Below are 21,132 nucleotides of genomic sequence, written 5' to 3'. Positions count from 1 at the left end.
CCGAACGTGCCCGAGAAACACCTGACTGCTGACGGCTCCCCCGAGGACGGCTCCGCAGAGAACACTGCTTCCGGCCGCACCTCCCGCCCCGCCCCGAGGGTCCGCAAACGGCTCCTTCCAACGCTGGGAGATGCCCGCAACAGCATCCGCGACACCCTGCGCGACGCCGGCCTGGCCCCGGGCGGCGAGCTCCCGCCCCTGATTCTGGTGGCCTGCAGCGGCGGTCCCGATTCCCTGGCCCTGGCGTTGGCGGCCTCGTTCTTCGCCCGGCGCGGGGACTACCGCGTGGGCGCCGTGGTGGTTGACCACCGCCTGCAGCCGGACAGCGCCGCGGTGGCCGACTCGGCCCGGGGCAAGCTCGAACAGATGGGGCTGGCTCCCGTCCTCGTCCGGCAGGTATCCGTACCCGAGTCCGGCATGGGCCCGGAAGCGGCGGCACGGACGGTCCGGTACGCAGCCCTCGACGCCGTCGTGGAGGAACTGGGAGCCGATGCGGTTCTCCTGGGCCACACCCTCGATGACCAGGCCGAGCAGGTCCTGCTGGGACTGATGCGCGGTTCGGGAACGCGCTCCCTCGCCGGGATGCCCGCCGTCCGCGGAAAATATCTCCGGCCGTTCCTGGGGCTGCGCCGGGAGCAGACACTGGAGATCTGCCGGCATGCCGGCCTGGACCCGTGGCATGATCCCAGCAACCGGGATCCCGCCTACGCCCGGTCCCGGGTCCGCACCGAGGTGCTGCCGTTCCTGGAGGACAAACTGGGCCCCGGCATCGCCGAGGCACTGTTCCGTTCCTCACGTATCCTCTCTGCCGACGCCGATTATCTGGACACTGTGGCAGCGCAGTCTTTCGAGGAACTGCGGGCCGCGGCCCCGGCCGGCAGCGGCACGGATTCCGAGGAGCTGCTGCTGCCTGAAGCGCAGCTGCGGAACCTTGCCCCCGCCGTCCGCCAGCGTGTCCTGGCCCTCGCTGCGCTCTCGCTGGGCGGGTCCCAGCCGAGCTACGAACGCCTCGCTGCGGTCCAGTCGCTGCTGCGGCGTACGGGGTCCGCAGGACCGGTCCAGCTGGTGGGCAAAGTCAGTGTGTACCGTCAGCCGCGCGCCAAATCCGTTCACCACGGTGCCTCAAGCTATGGCAATCTTGTTTTTAGGAAAAAGAGCAGCACCTAACATCCAAGCTGCAACACTTCGCACCCGGGAGTCATTCGTGGATTCACACGACGTCCAGTCAGATCTCAAGCACGTTCTCTACACCAAGGAACAGATCCAAACCCGGATCAACGAACTGGCGGCGGAAATTGACCGCGACTACGCCGGCCGCGACGTCCTCCTTGTCGGCGTGCTTAAGGGCGCCGTCATGGTGATGGCAGACCTCTCCCGCGCACTGCACAGCCACGTCACCATGGACTGGATGGCGGTGTCCTCCTACGGCTCCGGAACCCAGTCCTCCGGCGTCGTGCGCATCCTCAAGGACCTCGAGACGGACCTGCTCGGCAAGCACGTGCTGATTGTCGAGGACATCATCGACTCCGGCCTGACGCTGTCCTGGCTGCGCACCAACCTGGAATCCCGCGGCCCGGCCAGTGTGGAAATCTGCACCCTGCTGCGCAAGCCGGATGCCGCCAAGGTGGAAATCGACGTTAAGTACGTCGGTTATGAAATCCCCAACGAGTTTGTGGTCGGTTTCGGCCTCGACTTTGCCGAGCGCTACCGCAACCTGGACTTCATCGGCACCCTGGCGCCGCACGTTTACGAATAACGGCTGCCGCCCCGTTCCTCCCCGTCCCCTTTCCGGGGGAACTGTTACGGACACCACGCTCTACGCCCTGAGGGAACTTATCCCTTCCCCGGACCGTGTTCTTCTGGGGGACCGTGTATAGCTAGTAGGTAAATTCCGCGCACACCAGTGGTTGACCAGGAGGGACGGGGCATTAGCCCTGACGACGAATGAAATCCAAGAACTTCTTCAAAGGCCCGCTCATTTGGATCGCGCTGGCGTTGGCGGCTCTCTTGATCATCATCCCGAGCCTTTCCGGCGGCGCCGCCAAGCAGGTGGACACCAAGGAAGGCCTGGAGCTGCTCAACGGCCCGGACGTGACGCAAGCCAAGATTTTCGACGGCGAGCAGCGGGTCGATCTGACCCTCAAGGACGACGCAGCCAAGGACCAGGGCACCAGTGACGTCCAGTTCTACTTCAGCACTGCGCGCGGCGAGGAAATAGTCCAGGCCGTCAACGATTCCGGTGCGAACTACACTGACCAGCCGGTGCAGACCAACTGGTTCACCAGCTTCCTGGGCCTGTTCCTGCCGTTCATCATCATCGGCCTGATTTTCTGGTTCCTGATGTCGCGCATGCAGGGCGGCGGCTCGCAGGTCATGAAGTTCGGCAAGTCCAAGGCGAAGCTGACCAACAAGGACATGCCGCAGGTTACCTTCGACGACGTCGCCGGCGCCGACGAGGCCGTTGAAGAGCTCCACGAGATCAAGGAGTTCCTGCAGGATCCGGGCAAGTTCCAGGCCGTGGGCGCCAAGATCCCCAAGGGCGTGCTGCTGTACGGCCCTCCCGGCACCGGTAAGACCCTGCTGGCGCGCGCGGTTGCCGGCGAGGCAGGCGTGCCCTTCTACTCCATCTCCGGCTCGGACTTCGTGGAAATGTTCGTCGGCGTGGGCGCCTCCCGTGTCCGCGACCTCTTCGAGCAGGCCAAGTCCAACGCACCGGCCATCATCTTCGTGGACGAGATCGACGCCGTCGGCCGCCACCGCGGAGCGGGCGTGGGCGGCGGCAACGACGAACGCGAGCAGACGCTGAACCAGCTGCTGGTGGAAATGGACGGCTTTGACGGCAACACCAACGTCATCCTGATCGCCGCCACCAACCGGCCCGACGTCCTTGACCCGGCACTGCTGCGTCCCGGCCGCTTCGACCGCCAGATCGGTGTGGAAGCCCCGGATATGCAGGGCCGCCTGCACATCCTCCAGGTCCATGCCAAGGGCAAGCCGATGGCCCCCGGCGTCGACCTCGAAACCGTTGCCCGGAAGACTCCGGGCTTCACCGGTGCGGACCTGGCCAACGTGCTCAACGAGGCGGCACTGCTGACCGCACGGTCCAATGCCGACCTGATTGACGACCGCGCCCTGGACGAGGCCATCGACCGCGTGGTCGCCGGGCCGCAGAAGCGCAGCCGTGTCATGAAGGAACTCGAACGCAAGATCACTGCCTACCATGAAGGCGGCCACGCGTTGGTGGCCGCGGCGCTGCGGAACACGGATCCCGTCACGAAGGTGACCATCCTGCCGCGCGGCCGTGCCCTGGGCTACACCATGGTCCTGCCGCAGGATGACAAGTACTCGATCACCCGCAACGAACTTCTGGACCAGCTGGCCTACGCCATGGGCGGCCGGGTGGCTGAGGAAATCGTGTTCCACGATCCCTCCACCGGTGCCTCGAATGACATCGAGAAGGCCACCTCCACCGCCCGCAAGATGGTCACCCAGTACGGCATGAGCGAACGGATCGGCTCCGTGAAGCTGGGCTCCGGCGGCGGGGAACCGTTCCTGGGCAGGGACATGAGCCAGGAACGGAACTACTCCGACCAGGTGGCCTACGTGGTGGACGAGGAAGTCCGGCGCCTGCTGGACAACGCCCATGACGAGGCCTACCAGATCCTCACGGAGAACCGTGACGTCCTGGACCGCCTGGCCCTGGAGCTGCTCGAACGCGAGACGCTGAACCAGGCGGAGATCGCGGAGGTCTTTTCCGACGTCCGCAAGCGCGACGTGCGGGAGGTCTGGCTGTCCAAGCCCACCCGCCCCGTGCACAGCATCCCGCCCGTGGTGTCCCCGAAGGAACGGCGCGAAGCCAAGGAACTCGGTGCCCCGGATCCGGCCTCGGTTGCCCCCCAGGACCAGATTGCCGACGCCGATCTTCCGCAGGACTTCGACGTCTCCGGGAACGGGCTGCCCCGCAGCAGCGGCAACGGCACGCACTCCGGCCGGGACGATGCTTCCGGCAGCGGCACCCCGGCAGCAGAGTAGTAGGCTGCGGGCGGCCCGGCCGGCCGCCCGCTGCGGCCCGGGAACAAAGTCCCGGCGCGGTAGGATCGACCAGTGACGGATTTCGATGACGACCTATTGACCCGCGCCGCAGCGGATTCGCCGGTGGATCAGCCAAGGATTGAACGTGCGGTCCGGGAAATCCTCCTCGCTATCGGGGAGGACCCGGACCGTGACGGTTTAAGGGAAACCCCCAGTCGGGTGGCGAAGTCCTACACGGAAATCTTTGCCGGGCTGCACCAGAGCCCCTCGGATCTGCTGGCGACGACCTTTGACCTGGATCATGAGGAAATGGTCCTGGTGAAGGACATTCCCTTCTACTCCACCTGCGAACACCATCTGGTGCCGTTCCACGGCAGCGCGCACATTGGCTATATCCCCTCACACGAGGGGAAGGTGACCGGGCTGTCGAAGCTCGCCCGGCTGGTGGACGTCTACGCCCGCCGCCCCCAGGTCCAGGAACGGCTGACCACCCAGATCGTGGACGCACTGATGACTAATCTTTCCCCCCGCGGTGCCATAGTTGTTATTGAATGCGAGCACCTGTGCATGTCGATGCGCGGGGTGCGCAAGCCGGGAGCCAAGACCGTGACCTCGGCGGTTCGCGGCCAGCTACGCGAGACCGCGACCCGTGCAGAAGCAATGAGCCTGATACTCGGACGATAGGACCACCATGGATTCACTCGCTGCCGCACCCGGCACCGGACCCGCAACGTCACCGCTTCCGGTGGTCCGGCCGGCCCGCAAAGCACGCACCTTCGCCGACCTTCCCGCCGACCGCACCCTGGTCATGGGCGTCCTCAATGTCACCCCGGATTCCTTCAGCGACGGCGGCCGGTTCGCCGACACTGACGCGGCGATCCGGGCGGGGCTGAAGATGCACTACGAAGGCGCGGACATCATCGACGTCGGGGGCGAGTCCACGCGGCCCGACGCCGTCCGTGTCTCCCCGGAGGAGGAGCAGGCCCGGGTCCTTCCCGTGGTCGAGGCGCTCGTCCGCGCAGGCGCCCTCGTCAGCATCGACACCATGAACGCTGCCACGGCGGAAAAGGCCGTTGCCGCCGGCGCCGCGGTCATCAATGACGTGTCGGGTACGGAAACGGATCCGGACATGCCGGGGCTCGTTGCCCGTACGGGCGTTTCCTACATCCTCATGCACAGCCGCGGCAACGTCCGCAGCAATGACCCCAACGCCAGCTACACCGACGTCGTCGAAGAGGTGGCCGAGGAACTGGTGAAGATCCGCGACCGGTTCTACGCCGCCGGCGCCGCACCGGAACAGATCATCCTTGATCCGGGGCTGGGTTTCTCCAAGAATGCCGAGCAGAACTGGCAGCTGCTGCGCGGCATTGACCGGATTGCCGCCCTGGGCCACCGCGTGCTCATCGGGGCATCCCGCAAGCGCTTCCTCGGTTCCCTGCTCACCAGCTACGGGAAGGCCGCCCAGCCGCTGGAACGCGACAACGCGACGGTCGCCGTATCGGCGCTGGCGGCCTCCGCCGGCGTCTGGGCGGTGCGGGTGCACAACGTCCCGGCCAGCCTCGACGCCGTCAAAGTCACCGCAGCCTGGAAAGGGTAGGCAGATGCCGAGCACCGCAGTTTCCGGCACCGTCACCGGCGGGACAGCCGTCAGGGATCGGATCACCCTGACCGGCATCACCGCTACGGGCTACCACGGCGTGTTCCCCGAGGAGCGCCGCGACGGACAACCCTTCATCGTGGATTTGGTCCTGTTCACTGACCTGGGACCGGCCGCGGCCACCGATGACCTGACGCTGACCGCGCATTACGGCGAGGTTGCCGAACAGGTGGTGCAGGCCATCACGGGCGAACCGCTGAACCTGATCGAAGCGCTGGCAGGCCGGATCGCCGACGCCGTCCTGGCCGGCTTTTCCGTCCTGACTGCCGTCCAGGTCACGGTGCACAAGCCGAAGGCACCCATCACGGTGGCATTCGGCGACGTTGCGGTCACCCTCCACCGGGAGCGCGCATGAGCGCCGCGCACTGCATCCTCGCCCTTGGCAGCAACCTGGGCGAGAGCCGGGACACCCTCTCCACTGCGGTGGCCGATCTGGCCGACCACCCGCAGGTGCGGCTCAGTGCGGTTTCCCCCGTTGTCCGCACCCGCCCGGTCGGCGGGCCGGAACAGCCCGACTACCTCAACCTGGTGGTAGCGATCGAAACCGAGCTGGAACCGTACGCCCTGCTGGCGCACTGCCAGGCAGTTGAGGCCCGCCACCACCGCGAACGCATTGTCCGATGGGGTCCGAGGACCCTCGACGTCGACATCATCACCTACGGGGATCTGCGCCTGGAGGATGAGGACCTCACCATCCCGCACCCCCGGGCAGCAACCCGGGCCTTCGTCCTGCAGCCCTGGGCCTGGATGGAACCGGAAGCACGCCTGGGACCGGACCCCGTGGCCGAGCTGGCTGCCCGTGCCGATGACCTTCCCGGACTCGAAATCTTCGAAGGAGAGTGAGCCCGTGAGCACCATCCGCTACCGGTGGCTGGCCGTCATCGGCCTTGCCGCCGGTCTGGTGGGCTGGGCCGCAAACTCGATCCTGACGGACAACGGCTACCCCGCACCCGTGCTGAGCCCGGTGGCGCTGGCTGCCATCATCCTCGTGACCGGAGCCACCCTTGTCCTCGGACTGCGGGTGCGCCGCTGGCGCAACGGCCGGCGGGACCGGGAACTGAATCCGATTGCCGCCGCCCGCACGGTTGTCCTGGCGCAGGCCCTGGCCTACGCCGGCGCCCTGCTGCTGGGCTGGCACGCCGCCGTCTTCCTCACCCAGGTGCCGCTGTGGTCGCTGCGCCCCGGCCACCCCGCCACCTGGTCCTCCCTGGCGTTGAGCGCCGGCGGAATCCTGATGATCGCCGCGGGACTTACCGTGGAGCGGTTCTGTAAACTGCCGCCCGAGGACAAGGACGGCACCGGGCCCGGAAACGGAGGAGAGTATGCCTAGCGAGGCAATTGACCCCACCGCGGTGCAATGGCAGCGCGTCTCCCCGAAGTACCTGCGGCTGCGGCAGCTGAGCTGGGGCATTGAAACCGTGATCACGCTGCTGGTCACCGGGCTTCCGCTGGTGCTTCGCCTCACCGGAATCTGGCCCGGATATCCGGCCTGGCTGGCCTGGGGACTGCCGGTGTTCTTTGCCGTGACCCTGCTTTGGCGCGGGCTCCTGCTACCCCGCCAGGTCCGGGCCATCGGCTATGCCGAACGCCATGAGGACCTGCTGCTTCGCCGGGGCATCTTTTTCCAGCGCACCCTGGTGGTCCCCTACGGCCGGATGCAGTACGTGGATGTGGCCGTGGGGCCCCTGGAACGCGCCTTCGGTCTGTGCACCCTGAAACTCCATACGGCCGCCCCCGGAACAAACGCCGGCCTCGCCGGACTGCCCGCCGAAGAGGGCGCCCGGCTGCGGGAGCATCTGTCTGCCCGCGGCGAAGCGCAGCTGGCAGGCCTGTGACCGCCGGCGCCGCCCGGGAACAGGGCGAAGAACCCGGCACCGGCGGCCTGGACCCGGTGGAGCAGAAGGAACCGGAGTGGAAGCGGGTGCACCCCGTCTCCCCGCTGGTCCGCGGCTGGTTGGCACTGGCGGCCCTGGCCTACGTTGCGGGCCGGAACCAGGCCGAGTCCTGGTTCGCCGGGGACGGCATGGACCTGCCTACCGGCTCGGCATTGTTCTGGTCGGTGCTGGCGCTGGGAATTGCCCTGCTGGTGGTGGCCGGCGCCTTTTTCCTGTCCTGGTGGTTCACCCGCTACCAGCTCAGCTCTGACTCCATCCGGGTCCATTCGGGCGTGGTGGTGCGCCGCCAGCGGCAGGCCCGGCTGGACCGTGTGCAGGCCATCGACATTGTCCAGCCCCTTCTCGCACGGATCTTCGGGCTGGCGGAACTGCGGTTCGAGGTAGCCGACGCCGGCGAATCGGCGGTCCATCTGGCATTCCTGAGGCTTCCGGAGGCCCACCGGCTGCGGGCCCGGATCCTCGAGGATGCCTCCGGAGCAGAAGCGGCACCGGATGACGCTGCCCGTAGCCCCGGGCATTCCGGCGATTCCGGCGGAGACGCCGTGCCGGGTGAACGGGAGGTGCTGGCACTGTCAGCGGGGCGGGTGATTGCCTCGGTGCTGCTGTCCGGGACCACGCTCCTCCTACTGCTGGCCGTCGCGGGCGTTGCGGTCCTCACGGCCGTTACCGGCGAGGCAGCCTCCATCGCCGCCATGGTGCCCATTATCTTCGGGTTCGGCAGCGCCTACTGGGGCCTGTTCAGTTCCGGCTTCAACTTCCGCGCCTCCGTGTCGAGGGAGGGCATCCGGATCCGGTCCGGGCTGCTCGATACCCGCGCGCAGACCGTACCTCCGGGACGGATCCAGGCGCTGGCGATCCGGCAGTCCCCGCTGTGGCGGATCACCGGCTGGTACTCCATCTCGGTGAACGTGGCCGGGTACGGCGCCGGTTCCAGCAGCGAATCCTCCGCCCGTACCCGGCTGCTGCCTGCGGGCACGCCCGAGGAGGTCCTGCGGATGCTGGCCCTGGTCCTGCCCGATCCGGGCACGTCCGATCCGGTCACCACCTTCACTGCAGGCATGAGTGGCACGGGCACCGATGCGGGGTTCACTGTGTCACCCCGGCGCGCGCTGTGGCGCTCACCGCTGGCCTGGCGCCGGAGCGGCTTCCTGGTCACCGACACCGCGCTGCTGGCCCGGCGCGGCTATTTCCGCCGGTCGCTCGAAGTAATTCCGCATAGCCGGACCCAGTCCCTCGCCCTGGAGCAGGGTCCGCTCCAGCGGTGGCAGCGGCTGGCGGACCTGGTCCTGCATTCCACGCCCGGACCCGTTTCTCCGCGAGTGGTGGAAATGGACGCCGACACCGCCCGGGCGCTGCTGGATGAACAGGCACTGCGCGCCCGGACCGCCCGGCGCCGTGACCTGCCCGAGCAATGGCTGCGCCCGGCCGGCGGGCCGCAACCCGCCCCCGATGAACCCGCACCCGCCGTACCCAGCCACACCGTACCCAGCCACACCGTATCCGAACCTGCCGAGTCCGCCTCGGCTGCCCCCGTCTCCCAGGAGGAACTACCCCATGACCACCGCTGAGAACCCCGGCGCCGAAGAACGCCGGCGGCGCGGCCGCCTAGGCGTAGGCGTCATCGGAGCGGGCAGGGTCGGTGCCGTCCTGGGAGCTGCCCTGCGCGCGGCTGAGCACGCCGTCGTCGGGGTGTCCGCGGTGTCCGATGCCAGCCGCGAACGCGCCGAAAACCTCCTCCCCGGCGTACCCGTCCTGGAAATCCCCGACATTGTGGAACGGTCCGAACTGGTCCTGCTCGCCGTGCCCGATGACGCCCTGGAACCGCTGGTCGCCGGCCTGGCCAAAACCGGCGCGTGGCAGGCCGGCCAGCTCGTGGCCCACACGTCCGGACGGTTCGGCACCGAAGTCCTCGCCCCGGCCCGGGCAGCGGGCGCCATTCCCCTGGCACTGCATCCGGCCATGACCTTCACCGGGATGAGCCTTGACCTGACCCGGCTGGCGGACTGCTCTTTCGGCATCAGCGCCCCCGCTGCCGTCCTGCCGATCGCGCAGGCACTCGTGGTGGAAATGGGTGCCGAGCCGGTGGTCATTGATGAAGCGGACCGCGTGCTCTACCACGCAGCCCTCGCCCATGCCTCCAACCATCTGGTCACGCTTGCCTCCCAGTCCACGCAGCTGCTGGCCGGACTCGGTGTCGAACATCCGGACCGGCTGCTGGGGCCGCTGATGCGGGCGTCGCTCGAAAACGCCCTCGCCTCCGGGGAGGGCGCACTTACCGGGCCGGTGGCCCGCGGCGACGTCGGCACCGTTTCCGCCCATGCCCGTGCCCTCGCGGACGCCGGGACGGAAGACATCCGGGCCGCCTATGCCGCGCTTTCCGCGGCTACGGCCGCCCGCGCCGTGGACCGCGGACTGCTGACCCCGCAGCAGGGCGAAGCCATCCTGGCTGCCCTGCGGCAGGCCCCCAAGAACCCCTGACATCTCCGCAAACCGGAAATCCCCGAAAAGAAACAGATAGCAGAAGGACAGCGTTGAATACCCCCCGCCTCGTCACCACAGCCGCCGAACTGCGCGCCGCCACCACGGAACTGCTGAACAAAGCGGCAGCCGGCAATCCCTCCCGCGTCCCCACCCTCGCACTGGTTCCCACCATGGGCGCCCTGCACGAAGGCCATGCCTCCCTGATGGGAGCGGCCCGGGCGGACAACGACGTCGTCACCGCCTCGGTCTTCGTCAACCCCCTCCAGTTCGACGATCCGGCTGACCTGGAGCGGTACCCCCGAACCCTGGACGCGGACCTGGAGCTCCTGGGCCGGGCCGGCGTTGATCTGGTCTTCGCCCCGTCTGAGGAGGAAATGTACCCCGGCGGAGCTCCGCTGGTGCGGGTGAGCGCCGGCGCCATGGGAACCCGATGGGAGGGTGCCGTCCGGCCGGGACACTTCGACGGCGTACTCACCGTGGTTGCCAAACTCTTCCACCTCGCGGCCCCGGCGGTTCCGGCGCGGTTCCGGGCCTATTTCGGCCAGAAGGATGCCCAGCAGGTAGCCCTCATCCGGCGCATGGTCGCGGACCTGTCCTTCAACGTAGAGGTGGTCGGCGTGCCTATTGTCCGGGCTGCGGACGGTCTCGCTGAATCCAGCCGGAACCGTTTCCTAGATGCCGGCCAGCGGCAGGCGGCACTCGTGCTGTCCCGGGCACTGCAGCTGCTGAAGGACCGTGCGGCAGCGGGCGAACCGCTGGACCTGCCTGCCGCCGTCGAACTCGTTTCCGCCCAGCCCGGTGTGGAACTGGATTATTTCGAAGTGGTGGACCCGCAGACCCTCGAACCGCTTCCCGGGGATGCCGGTCAACCCCTGGCCGGGCCGGCGCTGGCCCTGCTTGCGGCACGGGTGGGGCCGGTCCGCCTGATCGACAACGCCCTGCTGCCCTAGCAGAAGTACCTGCGCTCCGTGCGTACCCCGCCGGGGCATGGAGCGCAGGAAACGGCAGCGGCCCTTTGCTCTGTAAACTTAACAACCGTGACCACATCAAATTCCGTTCCCGAAGCTGCAGACACCTCCGAACAGATGCGCATCCGTGCCGAGAAGCGTGCCCGGCTGATTGACCGCGGGGACGAGGCCTACCCGGTAGGGGTGGAACGCACCTCCTCGCTGAAGGAAATCCGCGAAAAATTCGGCCACCTGCAGGCCGACGAAGCCAGCGGCGAGACTGTGGGCGTGACCGGCCGCGTGGTGTTCATCCGTAACACTGGAAAGCTCTGCTTCGCGACGCTGCAGGAAGGCAACGGAACCCGGCTGCAGGCAATGCTCAGCCTGGCCGTCGTCGGTGAGGAATCACTTGCGGACTGGAAATCGCTCGTGGACCTGGGTGACATCGTCTTCATCCGCGGCGAAGTGATCTCTTCGCGCCGCGGCGAACTCTCAGTGATGGCCCAGTCCTGGTCCATGGCGTCCAAGGCACTGCGGCCGCTGCCGGTGCTGCATGCCGGCCTGAGCGAGGAAACCCGTGTCCGCCAGCGCTACGTGGACCTGATGGTGCGCGACGAAGCCCGCGAGATGGTCTACAAGCGTGCCGCGGTCATCCGAGGGGTCCGCGATACCCTGCACGGCCTCGGCTATGTGGAGGTGGAAACCCCCATGCTGCAGCTGGTGCACGGCGGTGCCGCTGCCCGTCCGTTCGAAACGCACCTGAATGCCTTCGACCAGAAGATGACCCTGCGCATCGCCACCGAGCTGTACCTCAAGCGAGCGGTAGTGGGCGGGATTGAGCGCGTCTTTGAAATCGGGCGTATTTTCCGCAACGAGGGCGTGGATTCCACGCATTCCCCGGAATTCACCACACTGGAATGCTATGAGGCCTACGCCGACCAGTTCGTCATGGCGGAGCGCATGAAGGAAATCATCCTGCACTGCGCAGACCTGTTGGGCAGCCGGCAGATTGAAACCGCGGCCGGAACCATTGACCTGGACGGCGAATGGCGCTGGCTGAGCGTGTACCCCGGCCTGTCCGAGGCCGTGGGTACGGAGATCACCCCCGACACCGACGCTGCGGTGCTCCGCGGCATTGCAGAAAAGCACGGCGTGAAGGTGGATCCAAAGTGGGACGCGGAAAAGCTCGTGATTGAACTGTTCGGCGAAATTGTGGAGCCGACGCTGCTGCAGCCGACCTTTGTCTACGACTATCCGCCCTCGGCCCAGCCCCTGGCCCGTCCAAACCGCGACGATCCCCGCCTCATTGAAGCCTGGGACCTTATTATCGGGGGCATGGAACGCGGTACGGCTTTCTCGGAGCTGATTGACCCGGTGATCCAGCGTGAACGCCTCACGGAGCAGTCCCTTCTCGCCGCAGGCGGCGATGACGAGGCCATGGCCCTGGACGAGGACTTCCTGCGGGCACTGGAATACGGTGCTCCTCCCATGGGCGGCATTGGCCTGGGAATAGACCGCCTTGTGATGCTTTTCACGAATACGGGAATCAGGGAAACAATTCTGTTTCCCCTCCTAAAGCCGGAAATGGGTTAGTCATGGAATACGTAGAAGTCCTCCTGCCGTCGATTTGTGTTGCAGCTCTCTTTTATTTCGTGATGAGGGCCCTGCTTAACTCGGATCGTTCGGAGCGGCAGGCACTGGCGGAAGCTGAACGGGAAGCTGAACAGGAAGCTGGCCAGAGTGTAGACCATCCAGCTTTGAAAAAACCGAGTGAAGAAGAGCAGAAATAGCCAAGTACTTTGACGCGGCTTAACTAATTGCGCCATACTCTAAGTGGTCTCATAATTAGTTCCCCCCATTTTTAGCTGCTTAGGAGCCTGTCATGGCGCAAAAGGTAAAAATCATTCTCGTGGATGATGTCGACGGTGGAAGTGCGGATGAGACCGTGCGGTTTGCCTTGGACGGGTCACAGTACGAGATTGATCTGTCAAAGGACAATGCGAAAACTCTCCGCGATGCATTGAAGCCCTATCTCGATGCCGGCCGCAAGGTAGGCGGCCGTACCGGCCGTCCGCGCGGCACCGGTTCTGCCCGCAGCAACGAGGCAGCCCAGATCCGCGAATGGGCCCGCAAGAACGGCTACACGGTTTCCGAGCGCGGCCGCGTCAACAGCGAGATCATCGAGGCCTACCGGGCGGCACAGGCCTAGGAGTAGCTCCCGGGTCTCACGCCCATGGCGAACAAGCTCCTATTGCACCCCTGGGGCACGTAGCATCGAATTACGCGTTAGCTAGGAGTGTGCCTCATGTTTGAAAGATTTACCGACCGTGCCCGTCGCGTTGTCGTGCTTGCCCAAGAAGAGGCCCGCATGCTCAACCACAACTACATCGGCACCGAGCATATTTTGCTTGGGCTCATTCATGAGGGTGAAGGTGTCGCTGCTAAGGCCCTTGAGTCCCTGGGCATCTCGCTTGGTGCTGTCCGCGAGCAGGTGCAGGAGATTATCGGTCAGGGCCAGCAGGCCCCGACCGGTCACATCCCCTTCACCCCGCGGGCCAAGAAGGTGCTGGAGCTCTCGCTCCGTGAAGCCCTGCAGCTCGGCCATAACTACATCGGCACCGAACACATCCTGCTCGGCCTGATCCGTGAGGGTGAAGGCGTTGCCGCGCAGGTACTGGTCAAGCTCGGTGCTGACCTGAACCGTGTCCGCCAGCAGGTCATCCAGCTGCTGTCCGGCTACCAGGGCAAGGAGCCCGTCTCCACCGGTGGCCAGCAGCAGGAGGGCCAGCCCGCCGGATCCGTGGTGCTGGACCAGTTCGGACGCAACCTGACACAGGCTGCGCGTGAGTCCAAGCTCGACCCGGTGATCGGGCGCGAGCATGAGATGGAACGCGTGATGCAGGTCCTGTCGCGCAGGACCAAGAACAACCCTGTGCTGATCGGTGAGCCCGGCGTCGGCAAGACCGCCGTCGTTGAAGGCCTCGCCCAGGCAATCGTGCGCGGTGACGTGCCCGAGACCCTGAAGGACAAGCAGCTCTACACCCTGGACCTGGGGTCGCTGGTTGCCGGTTCGCGGTACCGCGGCGACTTTGAGGAACGCCTGAAGAAGGTGCTCAAGGAAATCCGCACCCGCGGCGACATCATCCTGTTCATCGACGAGATCCACACCCTTGTGGGTGCGGGTGCCGCCGAAGGCGCCATCGATGCCGCATCGATCCTGAAGCCGATGCTGGCCCGGGGCGAGCTGCAGACCATCGGTGCCACCACGCTGGACGAGTACCGCAAGCACATCGAAAAGGATGCCGCGCTCGAACGCCGCTTCCAGCCGATCCAGGTTGCCGAGCCCTCGGTGGCGCATGCCATCGAGATCCTCAAGGGCCTGCGTGACCGCTACGAAGCGCACCACCGGGTCTCCATCACCGATGCCGCACTCGCTTCCGCCGCAACGCTGGCCGAGCGGTACATCAGTGACCGGTTCCTGCCGGACAAGGCCATCGACCTGATTGACGAGGCCGGTGCCCGGTTGCGCATCCGCCGGATGACGGCCCCGCCGGAGCTGAAGGAAATCGACGAGCGGATCTCGGCGCTGAAGATGGAGAAGGAGTCCGCAATCGACTCCCAGGACTTCGAAGGTGCCGCCTCCCTGCGTGACAAGGAGCAGAAGCTCCAGGATCAGCGCGCGGAGAAGGAACGCCAGTGGAAGTCCGGCGGCCTGGATGACATTGCCGAGGTTGATGAGGAACTCATCGCCGAGGTGCTGGCCAACTCCACCGGCATCCCCGTGGTCAAGCTGAACGAGGAAGAGTCCACCCGTCTGCTGCGGATGGAAGACGAACTGCACAAGCGCGTCATCGGCCAGGACCAGGCCATCAAGTCCATCTCGCAGGCCATGCGCCGTACGCGGGCCGGACTGAAGGATCCCAAGCGTCCGGGCGGCTCGTTCATCTTCGCCGGCCCCACCGGCGTCGGTAAGACCGAGCTGGCCAAGGCCCTTGCGGAGTTCCTGTTCGGTGACGAGGATGCCCTCATCACCCTGGACATGTCCGAGTACGCCGAGAAGCACACGGTTTCGCGCCTGTTCGGTGCTCCTCCCGGCTACGTGGGCTACGAAGAGGGCGGACAGCTGACCGAGAAGGTCCGCCGCAAGCCGTTCTCCGTGGTGCTGTTCGACGAAGTTGAAAAGGCCCACTCGGACCTCTTCAACTCGCTGCTGCAGATCCTCGAAGACGGCCGCCTGACGGACGCCCAGGGCCGGATGGTGGACTTCAAGAACACCATCATCATCATGACGACCAACCTTGGCACCAAGGACATTTCCAAGGGCGTCATGACCGGCTTCCAGTCCGGCACGGACACCAAGACCGGCTACGACCGGATGCGTGCCCGGGTGACGGAGGAGCTGCGCCAGCACTTCCGCCCCGAGTTCCTGAACCGTGTTGATGACACAGTGGTCTTCCCGCAGCTGACCCAGGAAGAGATCGTCCAGATTGTGGACCTCTTCCTGGAGCGCCTGGGCAAGCGCCTGGCCGAAAAGGGTATGAGCCTCGAGCTCACCCCCGCCGCCAAGGTGCTGCTGGCAACCCGCGGCTACGATCCCGCCATGGGGGCCCGGCCGCTGCGCCGGACCATCCAGCGCGAAATCGAGGACCAGCTGTCGGAGAAGATCCTCTTCGGAGAGATCAAGGCCGGCGAAGTCATCTCGGTGGATGTCGAGGGCGAAGGCGACGAAGCGAAGTTCACCTTCGCAGGCAGCGGTGTCCCGAAGGCCATCGAGGAAGCCAACCCGGCCATCGAAGCCGGCGTCAGCGACTAAGAACCGCTTAGCGGCACCATACGCACGGAAAAGGACCCGGCGGGCAGCAGCCCGCCGGGTCCTTTCGTGTTACGCCGTTCCCGTCCGCGGGTGGCGGTATTTCGGTGGACGCGCGCCGACGGTCCTAGACTGGGCCGGTGACTTCCGTATCCGCCATCACCATCCGCCGTGCCCGCACCTCCGACGTTCCCGGCATCCGTGCGCTCGTAGCACCCCTGGCCCAGGAGCGGATCCTGGTGGCCAAGGAGGCGGTGGCCTACTACGAGGCGCTGCAGGAATTCAGGGTTGCCGAGGACGCCGACGGCCGGATTGTGGGCTGCGGCGCCCTGCACGTGATGTGGGAGGACCTCGCCGAAGTGCGCACGCTGGCCGCCCATCCGGCGCTGCGCGGCAGCGGAATAGGGCACCGGTTGCTGGAGCAGCTGCTTACCGATGCGCAGGATATCGGCGTGACGCGCGTTTTCTGCCTGACCTTTGAAGTGGACTTTTTCCGTCGGCACGGATTTGCCGTGATGGCCAACCAATCCGCCGTCGACCCCCAGGTCTATTCCGAACTGCTGCGCTCCTCCGACGAGGGCGTCGCGGAATTCCTGGATCTCGCCAGAGTCAAACCCAATACCCTCGGAAACACGAGGATGATCCGCTCGTTCTAAAACCCCGCAACTGTCCTGGCACGTGTTCGCAGAGAGAGGAACCGGAGGGGCCGTGCTGGCCTTTTGAGTTCAATGGTGGATAAGCTCAGGGTACTTAGCATCAATAACGGTTCTGTTGAAGCGCGGAGAAAACCGGCTGTGAATTGGCAGCGGTTCCGGGTGAAGGCGGGCCACGATCAGAAAGCGGGTTCAGTAATGGGCGCAGATGACAAGATGCAGAACAAGGCTGAAAACCTCGGCGGCAAGGTCAAGGAAGGCCTGGGCAAGGCCACCGGCAATGAGAGCATGGAGGCCGAAGGCCACGGCGATCAGGCCAAGTCGAAGCTGAAGGATGCCGGCGAAAACGTCAAGGACGCTTTCAAGGGTAAGTAAAGGTTTATCGGGAAAGCGGGAGGGCTTCGCCCCTCCCGCTTTTTCATGCCCGACGCCGTTTTGCGCGTCAGGGCGGTACCGGTGCCTCCGGCGCACGGAGACCCTGTTGCACTACTTCGTGCGCAGGTAGGGTCAGTGGTGACAGGGAGCCTCGGCGGGACCCGCAGGCTCTTCAGTCCGTTCGCTAAGGAGCCGGCGTCATGAAGAAACTCATCAACAATCCCCGCTCGGTGGTGGCCGAATCGCTTGAAGGTTTCGGGCAGGCCCACCACGACCTGGTCGAAATCCACCTGGACCCGGACTATGTCCTCCGGCGAGGCCTTCCGGTGGAGGGCAAGGTAGGCCTGGTTTCCGGTGGCGGCAGCGGACACGAGCCCCTGCACAGCGGCTACGTTGGCCGCGGAATGCTTACCGCCGCTGTCCCCGGGGCGGTGTTCACCTCGCCCACCCCGGACCAGATCCTGCCGGCCATCGTCAAGAGCGATTCCGGTGCCGGGGTCCTGCTGATCGTGAAGAACTACACCGGTGACGTCCTGAACTTCGAGACCGCAGCCGAACTTGCCGGCGTCGAAGGCATCGACGTCCGCACCGTGGTGGTCAATGACGACGTCGCCGTGGAGGACTCCACCTATACGGCTGGCCGACGCGGTGTGGCCGGGACCGTGCTGCTGGAACGGATTGCCGGCGGTGCCGCGGACCGGGGGGATGATCTCGGCAAGGTGGCGGAGATCGCCGAACGGGTGAACGCCAACGTGCGGTCCATGGGCGTGGCCCTCGCGCCCTGCACCGTCCCCCACGCCGGTGAGCCCAGCTTCACCCTGGCCGAAAACGAGATTGAGATGGGCGTGGGGATCCACGGCGAGCCGGGCCGGCACCGGCTGGAGATGACCAACGCCGATTCCATTACGGACCAGCTGATGGAACCGGTGCTGAGCGATCTCGGAATTGCCTCGGGGGACCGGGTGCTGCTGTTCGTGAACGGGATGGGCGGAACCCCGTTGAGCGAGCTGTACATTGTGTACCGCCGGGCAGCCCGGATCCTGGAAGAGCGCGGCGCCAGGGTGGAACGTTCCCTGGTGGGCAATTACATCACCGCGCTGGAAATGCAGGGAGCGTCAGTGACGGTCCTGCGACTGGATGATGAGCTTACGGACCTGTGGGACTCGCCGGTGAACACCCCGGCCCTGCGGTGGGGAGTATAGGAATGGAACTGAATGCAGCGTGGGCGGATCAGTGGATGCGCCTCAGCGCAGCTGCCCTCAGCGAGAACCGGCAGCGGCTGACCACCCTCGACCGTGAAATCGGCGACGCCGACCACGGGGAGAACATGGACCGCGGATTCGGCGCGGTGGTGGAGAAGCTGGACGCCGACGGCGTTCCGGAAACTCCAGGGGCCGTCTTCAAGACCACTGCCATGACCCTGATGTCGAAGGTGGGAGGCGCAGCCGGTCCGCTGTACGGGACGGCGTTCCTGCGCGCCTCCACTGCGGCGGGCGCCGCTCCGGCCCTGGGCCCGGCGGAACTGGTGGCGGTCCTGACCGCCGCGCGGGACGGAATAGTTGCCCGAGGCAAGGCGGAGCCCGGTGACAAAACCATGATTGATGCCTGGACCCCGGCCGTCGATGCCGCAGTGACGGCAGAGGCAGCCGGAGCCGCTCCGCTGGAGATCCTCACGGCAGCTGCGAACGCCGCCGAGGCCGGCCTGGCCGGGACCGAGCCGCTCGTTGCCCGCAAGGGCCGGGCCAGCTACCTGGGGGAGCGCAGCGCCGGCCATCTGGATCCCGGCGCCGCGTCCACCGCACTGATCCTGCAGGCGGCGGTTTCGGCGGCGGAGGAGGCGGCGTGAGCGTCGGTCTGGTGGTTGTTTCCCACAGCCGGAAGCTGGCGGAAGGCGTCTGCGAGCTCGCAGCGCAGATGGCCGCCGATGTTTCCATCGCTGCGGCAGGAGGGACCGACGACGACGGCATCGGCACCAGTCTGGAAAAAATCATGGCTGGTATCGCCGCCACGGACTCCGGTGAGGGCACGGTGCTGCTGACGGATCTGGGCTCCGCGGTCATGACCGCGGAATCAGCCCTGGAGTTCCTCGATCCCGAACAGCAGCCGCGGGTCCGGATGGCGGATGCGCCGCTGGTGGAAGGTACGGTGGCCGCCGCCGTGGCCGCGCAGACCGGCAGGAACGTTGCCGAGGTGACTGCTGCGGCGGAGTCTGCCGGAGCCTCTTATGCCCCGGACGGCGATGCTGCCGGGCCCGTTTCCGGCGGCACCGCCGACTCCGCACCTTCCGCCGACGGGCCGGAGCCTGCGGCCGGGGACACCGCCAGCGGTGCGTGGACGCTGGTGAACCCGATGGGCCTGCATGCCCGTCCGGCGGCGGCGGTGGCCCAGCTCCTGGCGGACCTGGACGCGGAAATCATCATCAACGGCGTGGACGGCAAATCCGTGATGATGCTCATGACATTGGGCCTGCGGCCCGGAGAAACCCTCAGCGCCACCGCCACCGGACCGGATGCGGCCAGGGCAGTGGAACTTCTGGGCGAGCAGGTGCGCAACGGATTCGGGGAAATCTAGCCTCGCCGGCGGTCACAGCGGCAGCGAGACTCCGTTGGCGTCTTCCGCGGCCAGCCGGTCCGCAATGAGGCCGGCCAGGGCGCGTTCCATCTGTTCCTGCGGCGCCTGCAGCCGGTGCAGGGCGGTCACGGGGTCCACCTCGGCGGCCAGCTGCGGGGAGCCCAGATCCACCGGCGCGTGCAGCAGCAGGTCCCGGCGGACCGGTCCGTCAGCGGAGCGCAGCACCGCCATCATGGCCCCGCGGACCTGACGGTCCGTTCCGGCCCAGGCCTGCCCCTTGGCGGTGTAGTGCGGTTCCGGCCTGCCTGCGGCCACCCAGGCGCAGCGGTCCAGTATCGGACACTGCCCGCACTTGGGGCTCCGTGCCGTGCACACCACGGCGCCCAGCTCCATGACCGACGCGTTCCAGGCCACGGAATCCGTCGTATCCGCCGGCAGCAAGGACGCAGCGAGCCGCATTTCCGCAGCCGTCAGGGAGGGCGAGGGCAGGGCATTGCCGGTCACGGCGCGGGCATGGACGCGCCGGATGTTGGTGTCCACCACCGTTTCCCGCCGGCCGAAGGCAAACGCGGCCACGGCTGCGGCGGTATAGTCACCGACGCCCGGCAGCCGCAGCAGTTCCGGGTAGGTGGAGGGAACCTCGCCGCCGAACTCGTCCACAATGGCCTTCGCTGCGGCGTGCAGGCGCAGTGCCCGCCGGGGATAACCAAGCCTGCCCCAGGCCCGGACGGCCTCACCGCTGGGTTCCAACGCCAGCCCGGCCGGCGTCGGCCACCGCTGCAGCCAGGCGGCCCAGACGGGCAGGACGCGCACTACGGGCGTCTGCTGGAGCATGATCTCACTGACCAGCACACCCCAGGGTGTGCGGTCTGCATCCCGCCACGGGAGGTCGCGGGCATTGCCGGCGAACCACCCGGTGATGCGACGGTGCAGTTCCTCCGCCTGTGAATCCATCTCCCACTCCCTTGACCAGCAATACTCTACTAACCGGCGTGGTGCGCTCCGTAATCGAGGCCGCGTTCCCTAGCCTTGAACCATGAACGGGATGGGAAAACAGCAGCCGGCCGGAGGCCCGCCCGGTCCGCGGCGCCCAAGCCCCGCCGTGTACCGGCGGCGGAGGATCGTTGCCGCACTCCTTGCCCTGCTGCTGCTCGCGGGACTCGGCTTCGCTGTCTTCGGCGTGGTCCGCGCCCTCGCACCCGAGGAGCGGGCCGTGGCCGAAGCCACCGTTCCGGCTCCCACCCTCACCTCGGCGGCGGCCACCCCTGCCCCCGAGGCGAAAACTCCTGCACCCGCGCCGAAACCCGCGGAAAAATCCACCGGAACGGCCTGCCGTCCGGACGCAGTGTCGGTGACTGCGGCAACCGACGCCGGGACCTACCCGGCCGGAACGGCACCCGTGCTGATCCTCACCGTCACCAACACCGGCAAATCCGCCTGCGAAATCAACGTGGGCACATCCCAGATGGAATTCCTGGTGGCCAGCGGATCGGACCGGATCTTCTCCTCGGCGGACTGCCAGGAAGCCGGCAATGATTACCTCAAGACGGTGGAGCCGGGGGCGTCGGAGACGGCCAACTTCACCTGGGAGCGGCACCGGTCGGCACCGGGCTGCGCTGCCGTGGCTTCCACCCCGAACCCCGGCTATTACGTGTTCACTGCCAGGCTCGGCGAAACCCGGAGTGAAGCAGCCGTCTTCGAACTGGAATAG

General features: G+C 66.6%; 23 protein-coding genes. 22 read left to right on the top strand and 1 reads right to left on the bottom strand.

All coding sequences use genetic code 11. The features are described 5' to 3' along the window. The first annotated feature begins 6 nt into the window (after nt 1-6). From tilS to dhaM, 21 genes are all read left to right on the top strand, one after another. The gene (gene tilS / locus GD627_RS00635) at nt 7-1,167 is read left to right on the top strand and encodes a tRNA lysidine(34) synthetase TilS (protein WP_425481867.1); all 1,161 of its coding nucleotides are present in this window, start codon (nt 7-9) and stop codon (nt 1,165-1,167) included. Nucleotides 1,168-1,204: 37 nt separating this feature from the next. Next, nucleotides 1,205-1,756 (top strand): hypoxanthine phosphoribosyltransferase, encoded by a 552-nt coding sequence (hpt, locus tag GD627_RS00630; RefSeq protein ID WP_146359563.1) that lies wholly within the window; start codon nt 1,205-1,207, stop codon nt 1,754-1,756. Between the two features lie 188 nt (nt 1,757-1,944). Further along, complete coding sequence (ftsH, locus tag GD627_RS00625) at nt 1,945-4,032, top strand: ATP-dependent zinc metalloprotease FtsH (RefSeq protein ID WP_152270944.1); 2,088 nt, start codon at nt 1,945-1,947, stop codon at nt 4,030-4,032. Between the two features lie 72 nt (nt 4,033-4,104). After that, nucleotides 4,105-4,716, top strand: coding sequence for a GTP cyclohydrolase I FolE (folE, locus tag GD627_RS00620; protein ID WP_146359557.1), 612 nt, complete (start codon nt 4,105-4,107; stop codon nt 4,714-4,716). A gap of 7 nt (nt 4,717-4,723) precedes the next feature. Next, nucleotides 4,724-5,629 (top strand): dihydropteroate synthase, encoded by a 906-nt coding sequence (gene folP / locus GD627_RS00615; RefSeq protein ID WP_152270943.1) that lies wholly within the window; start codon nt 4,724-4,726, stop codon nt 5,627-5,629. 4 nt (nt 5,630-5,633) lie between these two features. Further along, nucleotides 5,634-6,044, top strand: coding sequence for a dihydroneopterin aldolase (folB, locus tag GD627_RS00610; protein ID WP_152270942.1), 411 nt, complete (start codon nt 5,634-5,636; stop codon nt 6,042-6,044). After that, nucleotides 6,041-6,532 carry a 2-amino-4-hydroxy-6-hydroxymethyldihydropteridine diphosphokinase gene (gene folK / locus GD627_RS00605; RefSeq protein ID WP_152270941.1) on the top strand — a complete coding sequence of 164 codons (492 nt, stop codon included), beginning with the start codon at nt 6,041-6,043 and terminating at the stop codon, nt 6,530-6,532. The genes folB and folK overlap by 4 nt, the downstream gene beginning before the upstream one ends. A 4-nt stretch (nt 6,533-6,536) precedes the next feature. Continuing rightward, nucleotides 6,537-7,019: a DUF3180 domain-containing protein gene (locus tag GD627_RS00600; protein WP_152270940.1), complete on the top strand. Its 483-nt coding sequence runs from the start codon at nt 6,537-6,539 to the stop codon at nt 7,017-7,019. Next, nucleotides 7,012-7,524: a PH domain-containing protein gene (locus tag GD627_RS00595; RefSeq protein WP_146359542.1), complete on the top strand. Its 513-nt coding sequence runs from the start codon at nt 7,012-7,014 to the stop codon at nt 7,522-7,524. The genes GD627_RS00600 and GD627_RS00595 overlap by 8 nt, the downstream gene beginning before the upstream one ends. After that, complete coding sequence (locus GD627_RS00590; protein WP_152270939.1) at nt 7,521-9,152, top strand: PH domain-containing protein; 1,632 nt, start codon at nt 7,521-7,523, stop codon at nt 9,150-9,152. The genes GD627_RS00595 and GD627_RS00590 overlap by 4 nt, the downstream gene beginning before the upstream one ends. Then, nucleotides 9,139-10,062, top strand: coding sequence for a Rossmann-like and DUF2520 domain-containing protein (locus GD627_RS00585; protein WP_152270938.1), 924 nt, complete (start codon nt 9,139-9,141; stop codon nt 10,060-10,062). Before GD627_RS00590 ends, GD627_RS00585 begins: the two co-directional genes overlap by 14 nt. Before the next feature lie 53 nt (nt 10,063-10,115). Further along, nucleotides 10,116-11,015: a pantoate--beta-alanine ligase gene (panC, locus tag GD627_RS00580; RefSeq protein ID WP_152270937.1), complete on the top strand. Its 900-nt coding sequence runs from the start codon at nt 10,116-10,118 to the stop codon at nt 11,013-11,015. 135 nt (nt 11,016-11,150) lie between these two features. Further along, a complete protein-coding gene (lysS, locus tag GD627_RS00575) occupies nt 11,151-12,605 on the top strand; it encodes a lysine--tRNA ligase (RefSeq protein WP_152271695.1) in 1,455 nt (484 codons plus the stop codon). Between the two features lie 2 nt (nt 12,606-12,607). Further along, nucleotides 12,608-12,802 carry a hypothetical protein gene (locus tag GD627_RS00570; protein ID WP_152270936.1) on the top strand — a complete coding sequence of 65 codons (195 nt, stop codon included), beginning with the start codon at nt 12,608-12,610 and terminating at the stop codon, nt 12,800-12,802. 92 nt (nt 12,803-12,894) lie between these two features. Next, nucleotides 12,895-13,221, top strand: coding sequence for a histone-like nucleoid-structuring protein Lsr2 (locus GD627_RS00565; RefSeq protein WP_146359526.1), 327 nt, complete (start codon nt 12,895-12,897; stop codon nt 13,219-13,221). A gap of 96 nt (nt 13,222-13,317) precedes the next feature. After that, nucleotides 13,318-15,825 carry an ATP-dependent Clp protease ATP-binding subunit gene (locus GD627_RS00560; protein ID WP_146359523.1) on the top strand — a complete coding sequence of 836 codons (2,508 nt, stop codon included), beginning with the start codon at nt 13,318-13,320 and terminating at the stop codon, nt 15,823-15,825. Nucleotides 15,826-15,962: 137 nt separating this feature from the next. Beyond that, a complete protein-coding gene (locus tag GD627_RS00555) occupies nt 15,963-16,478 on the top strand; it encodes an amino-acid N-acetyltransferase (RefSeq protein WP_152270935.1) in 516 nt (171 codons plus the stop codon). 75 nt (nt 16,479-16,553) lie between these two features. After that, nucleotides 16,554-16,850: a CsbD family protein gene (locus GD627_RS17005; RefSeq protein ID WP_425481866.1), complete on the top strand. Its 297-nt coding sequence runs from the start codon at nt 16,554-16,556 to the stop codon at nt 16,848-16,850. Between the two features lie 200 nt (nt 16,851-17,050). Further along, nucleotides 17,051-18,052 carry a dihydroxyacetone kinase subunit DhaK gene (gene dhaK, locus GD627_RS00545; protein ID WP_152270934.1) on the top strand — a complete coding sequence of 334 codons (1,002 nt, stop codon included), beginning with the start codon at nt 17,051-17,053 and terminating at the stop codon, nt 18,050-18,052. A gap of 2 nt (nt 18,053-18,054) precedes the next feature. Next, nucleotides 18,055-18,696: a dihydroxyacetone kinase subunit DhaL gene (gene dhaL, locus GD627_RS00540; protein WP_152270933.1), complete on the top strand. Its 642-nt coding sequence runs from the start codon at nt 18,055-18,057 to the stop codon at nt 18,694-18,696. Beyond that, nucleotides 18,693-19,421 carry a dihydroxyacetone kinase phosphoryl donor subunit DhaM gene (gene dhaM / locus GD627_RS00535; RefSeq protein ID WP_152270932.1) on the top strand — a complete coding sequence of 243 codons (729 nt, stop codon included), beginning with the start codon at nt 18,693-18,695 and terminating at the stop codon, nt 19,419-19,421. The genes dhaL and dhaM overlap by 4 nt, the downstream gene beginning before the upstream one ends. A gap of 12 nt (nt 19,422-19,433) precedes the next feature. Here the strand turns inward: dhaM and GD627_RS00530 are convergent, their stop codons facing one another. Next, the gene (locus GD627_RS00530) at nt 19,434-20,375 is read right to left on the bottom strand and encodes an HhH-GPD family protein (RefSeq protein ID WP_152270931.1); all 942 of its coding nucleotides are present in this window, start codon (nt 20,373-20,375) and stop codon (nt 19,434-19,436) included. Nucleotides 20,376-20,457: 82 nt separating this feature from the next. Between GD627_RS00530 and GD627_RS00525 the strand changes: the two genes are divergently transcribed. Then, nucleotides 20,458-21,132 (top strand): DUF4232 domain-containing protein, encoded by a 675-nt coding sequence (locus tag GD627_RS00525; RefSeq protein ID WP_246165221.1) that lies wholly within the window; start codon nt 20,458-20,460, stop codon nt 21,130-21,132.

Source organism: Arthrobacter yangruifuii, assembly GCF_009192775.1.
Classification (GTDB): Bacteria; Actinomycetota; Actinomycetes; order Actinomycetales; family Micrococcaceae; genus Arthrobacter_B; species Arthrobacter_B yangruifuii.
Note: the sequence above shows the minus strand (reverse complement) of the source record. Positions and strands in the feature narration are given on the sequence as shown.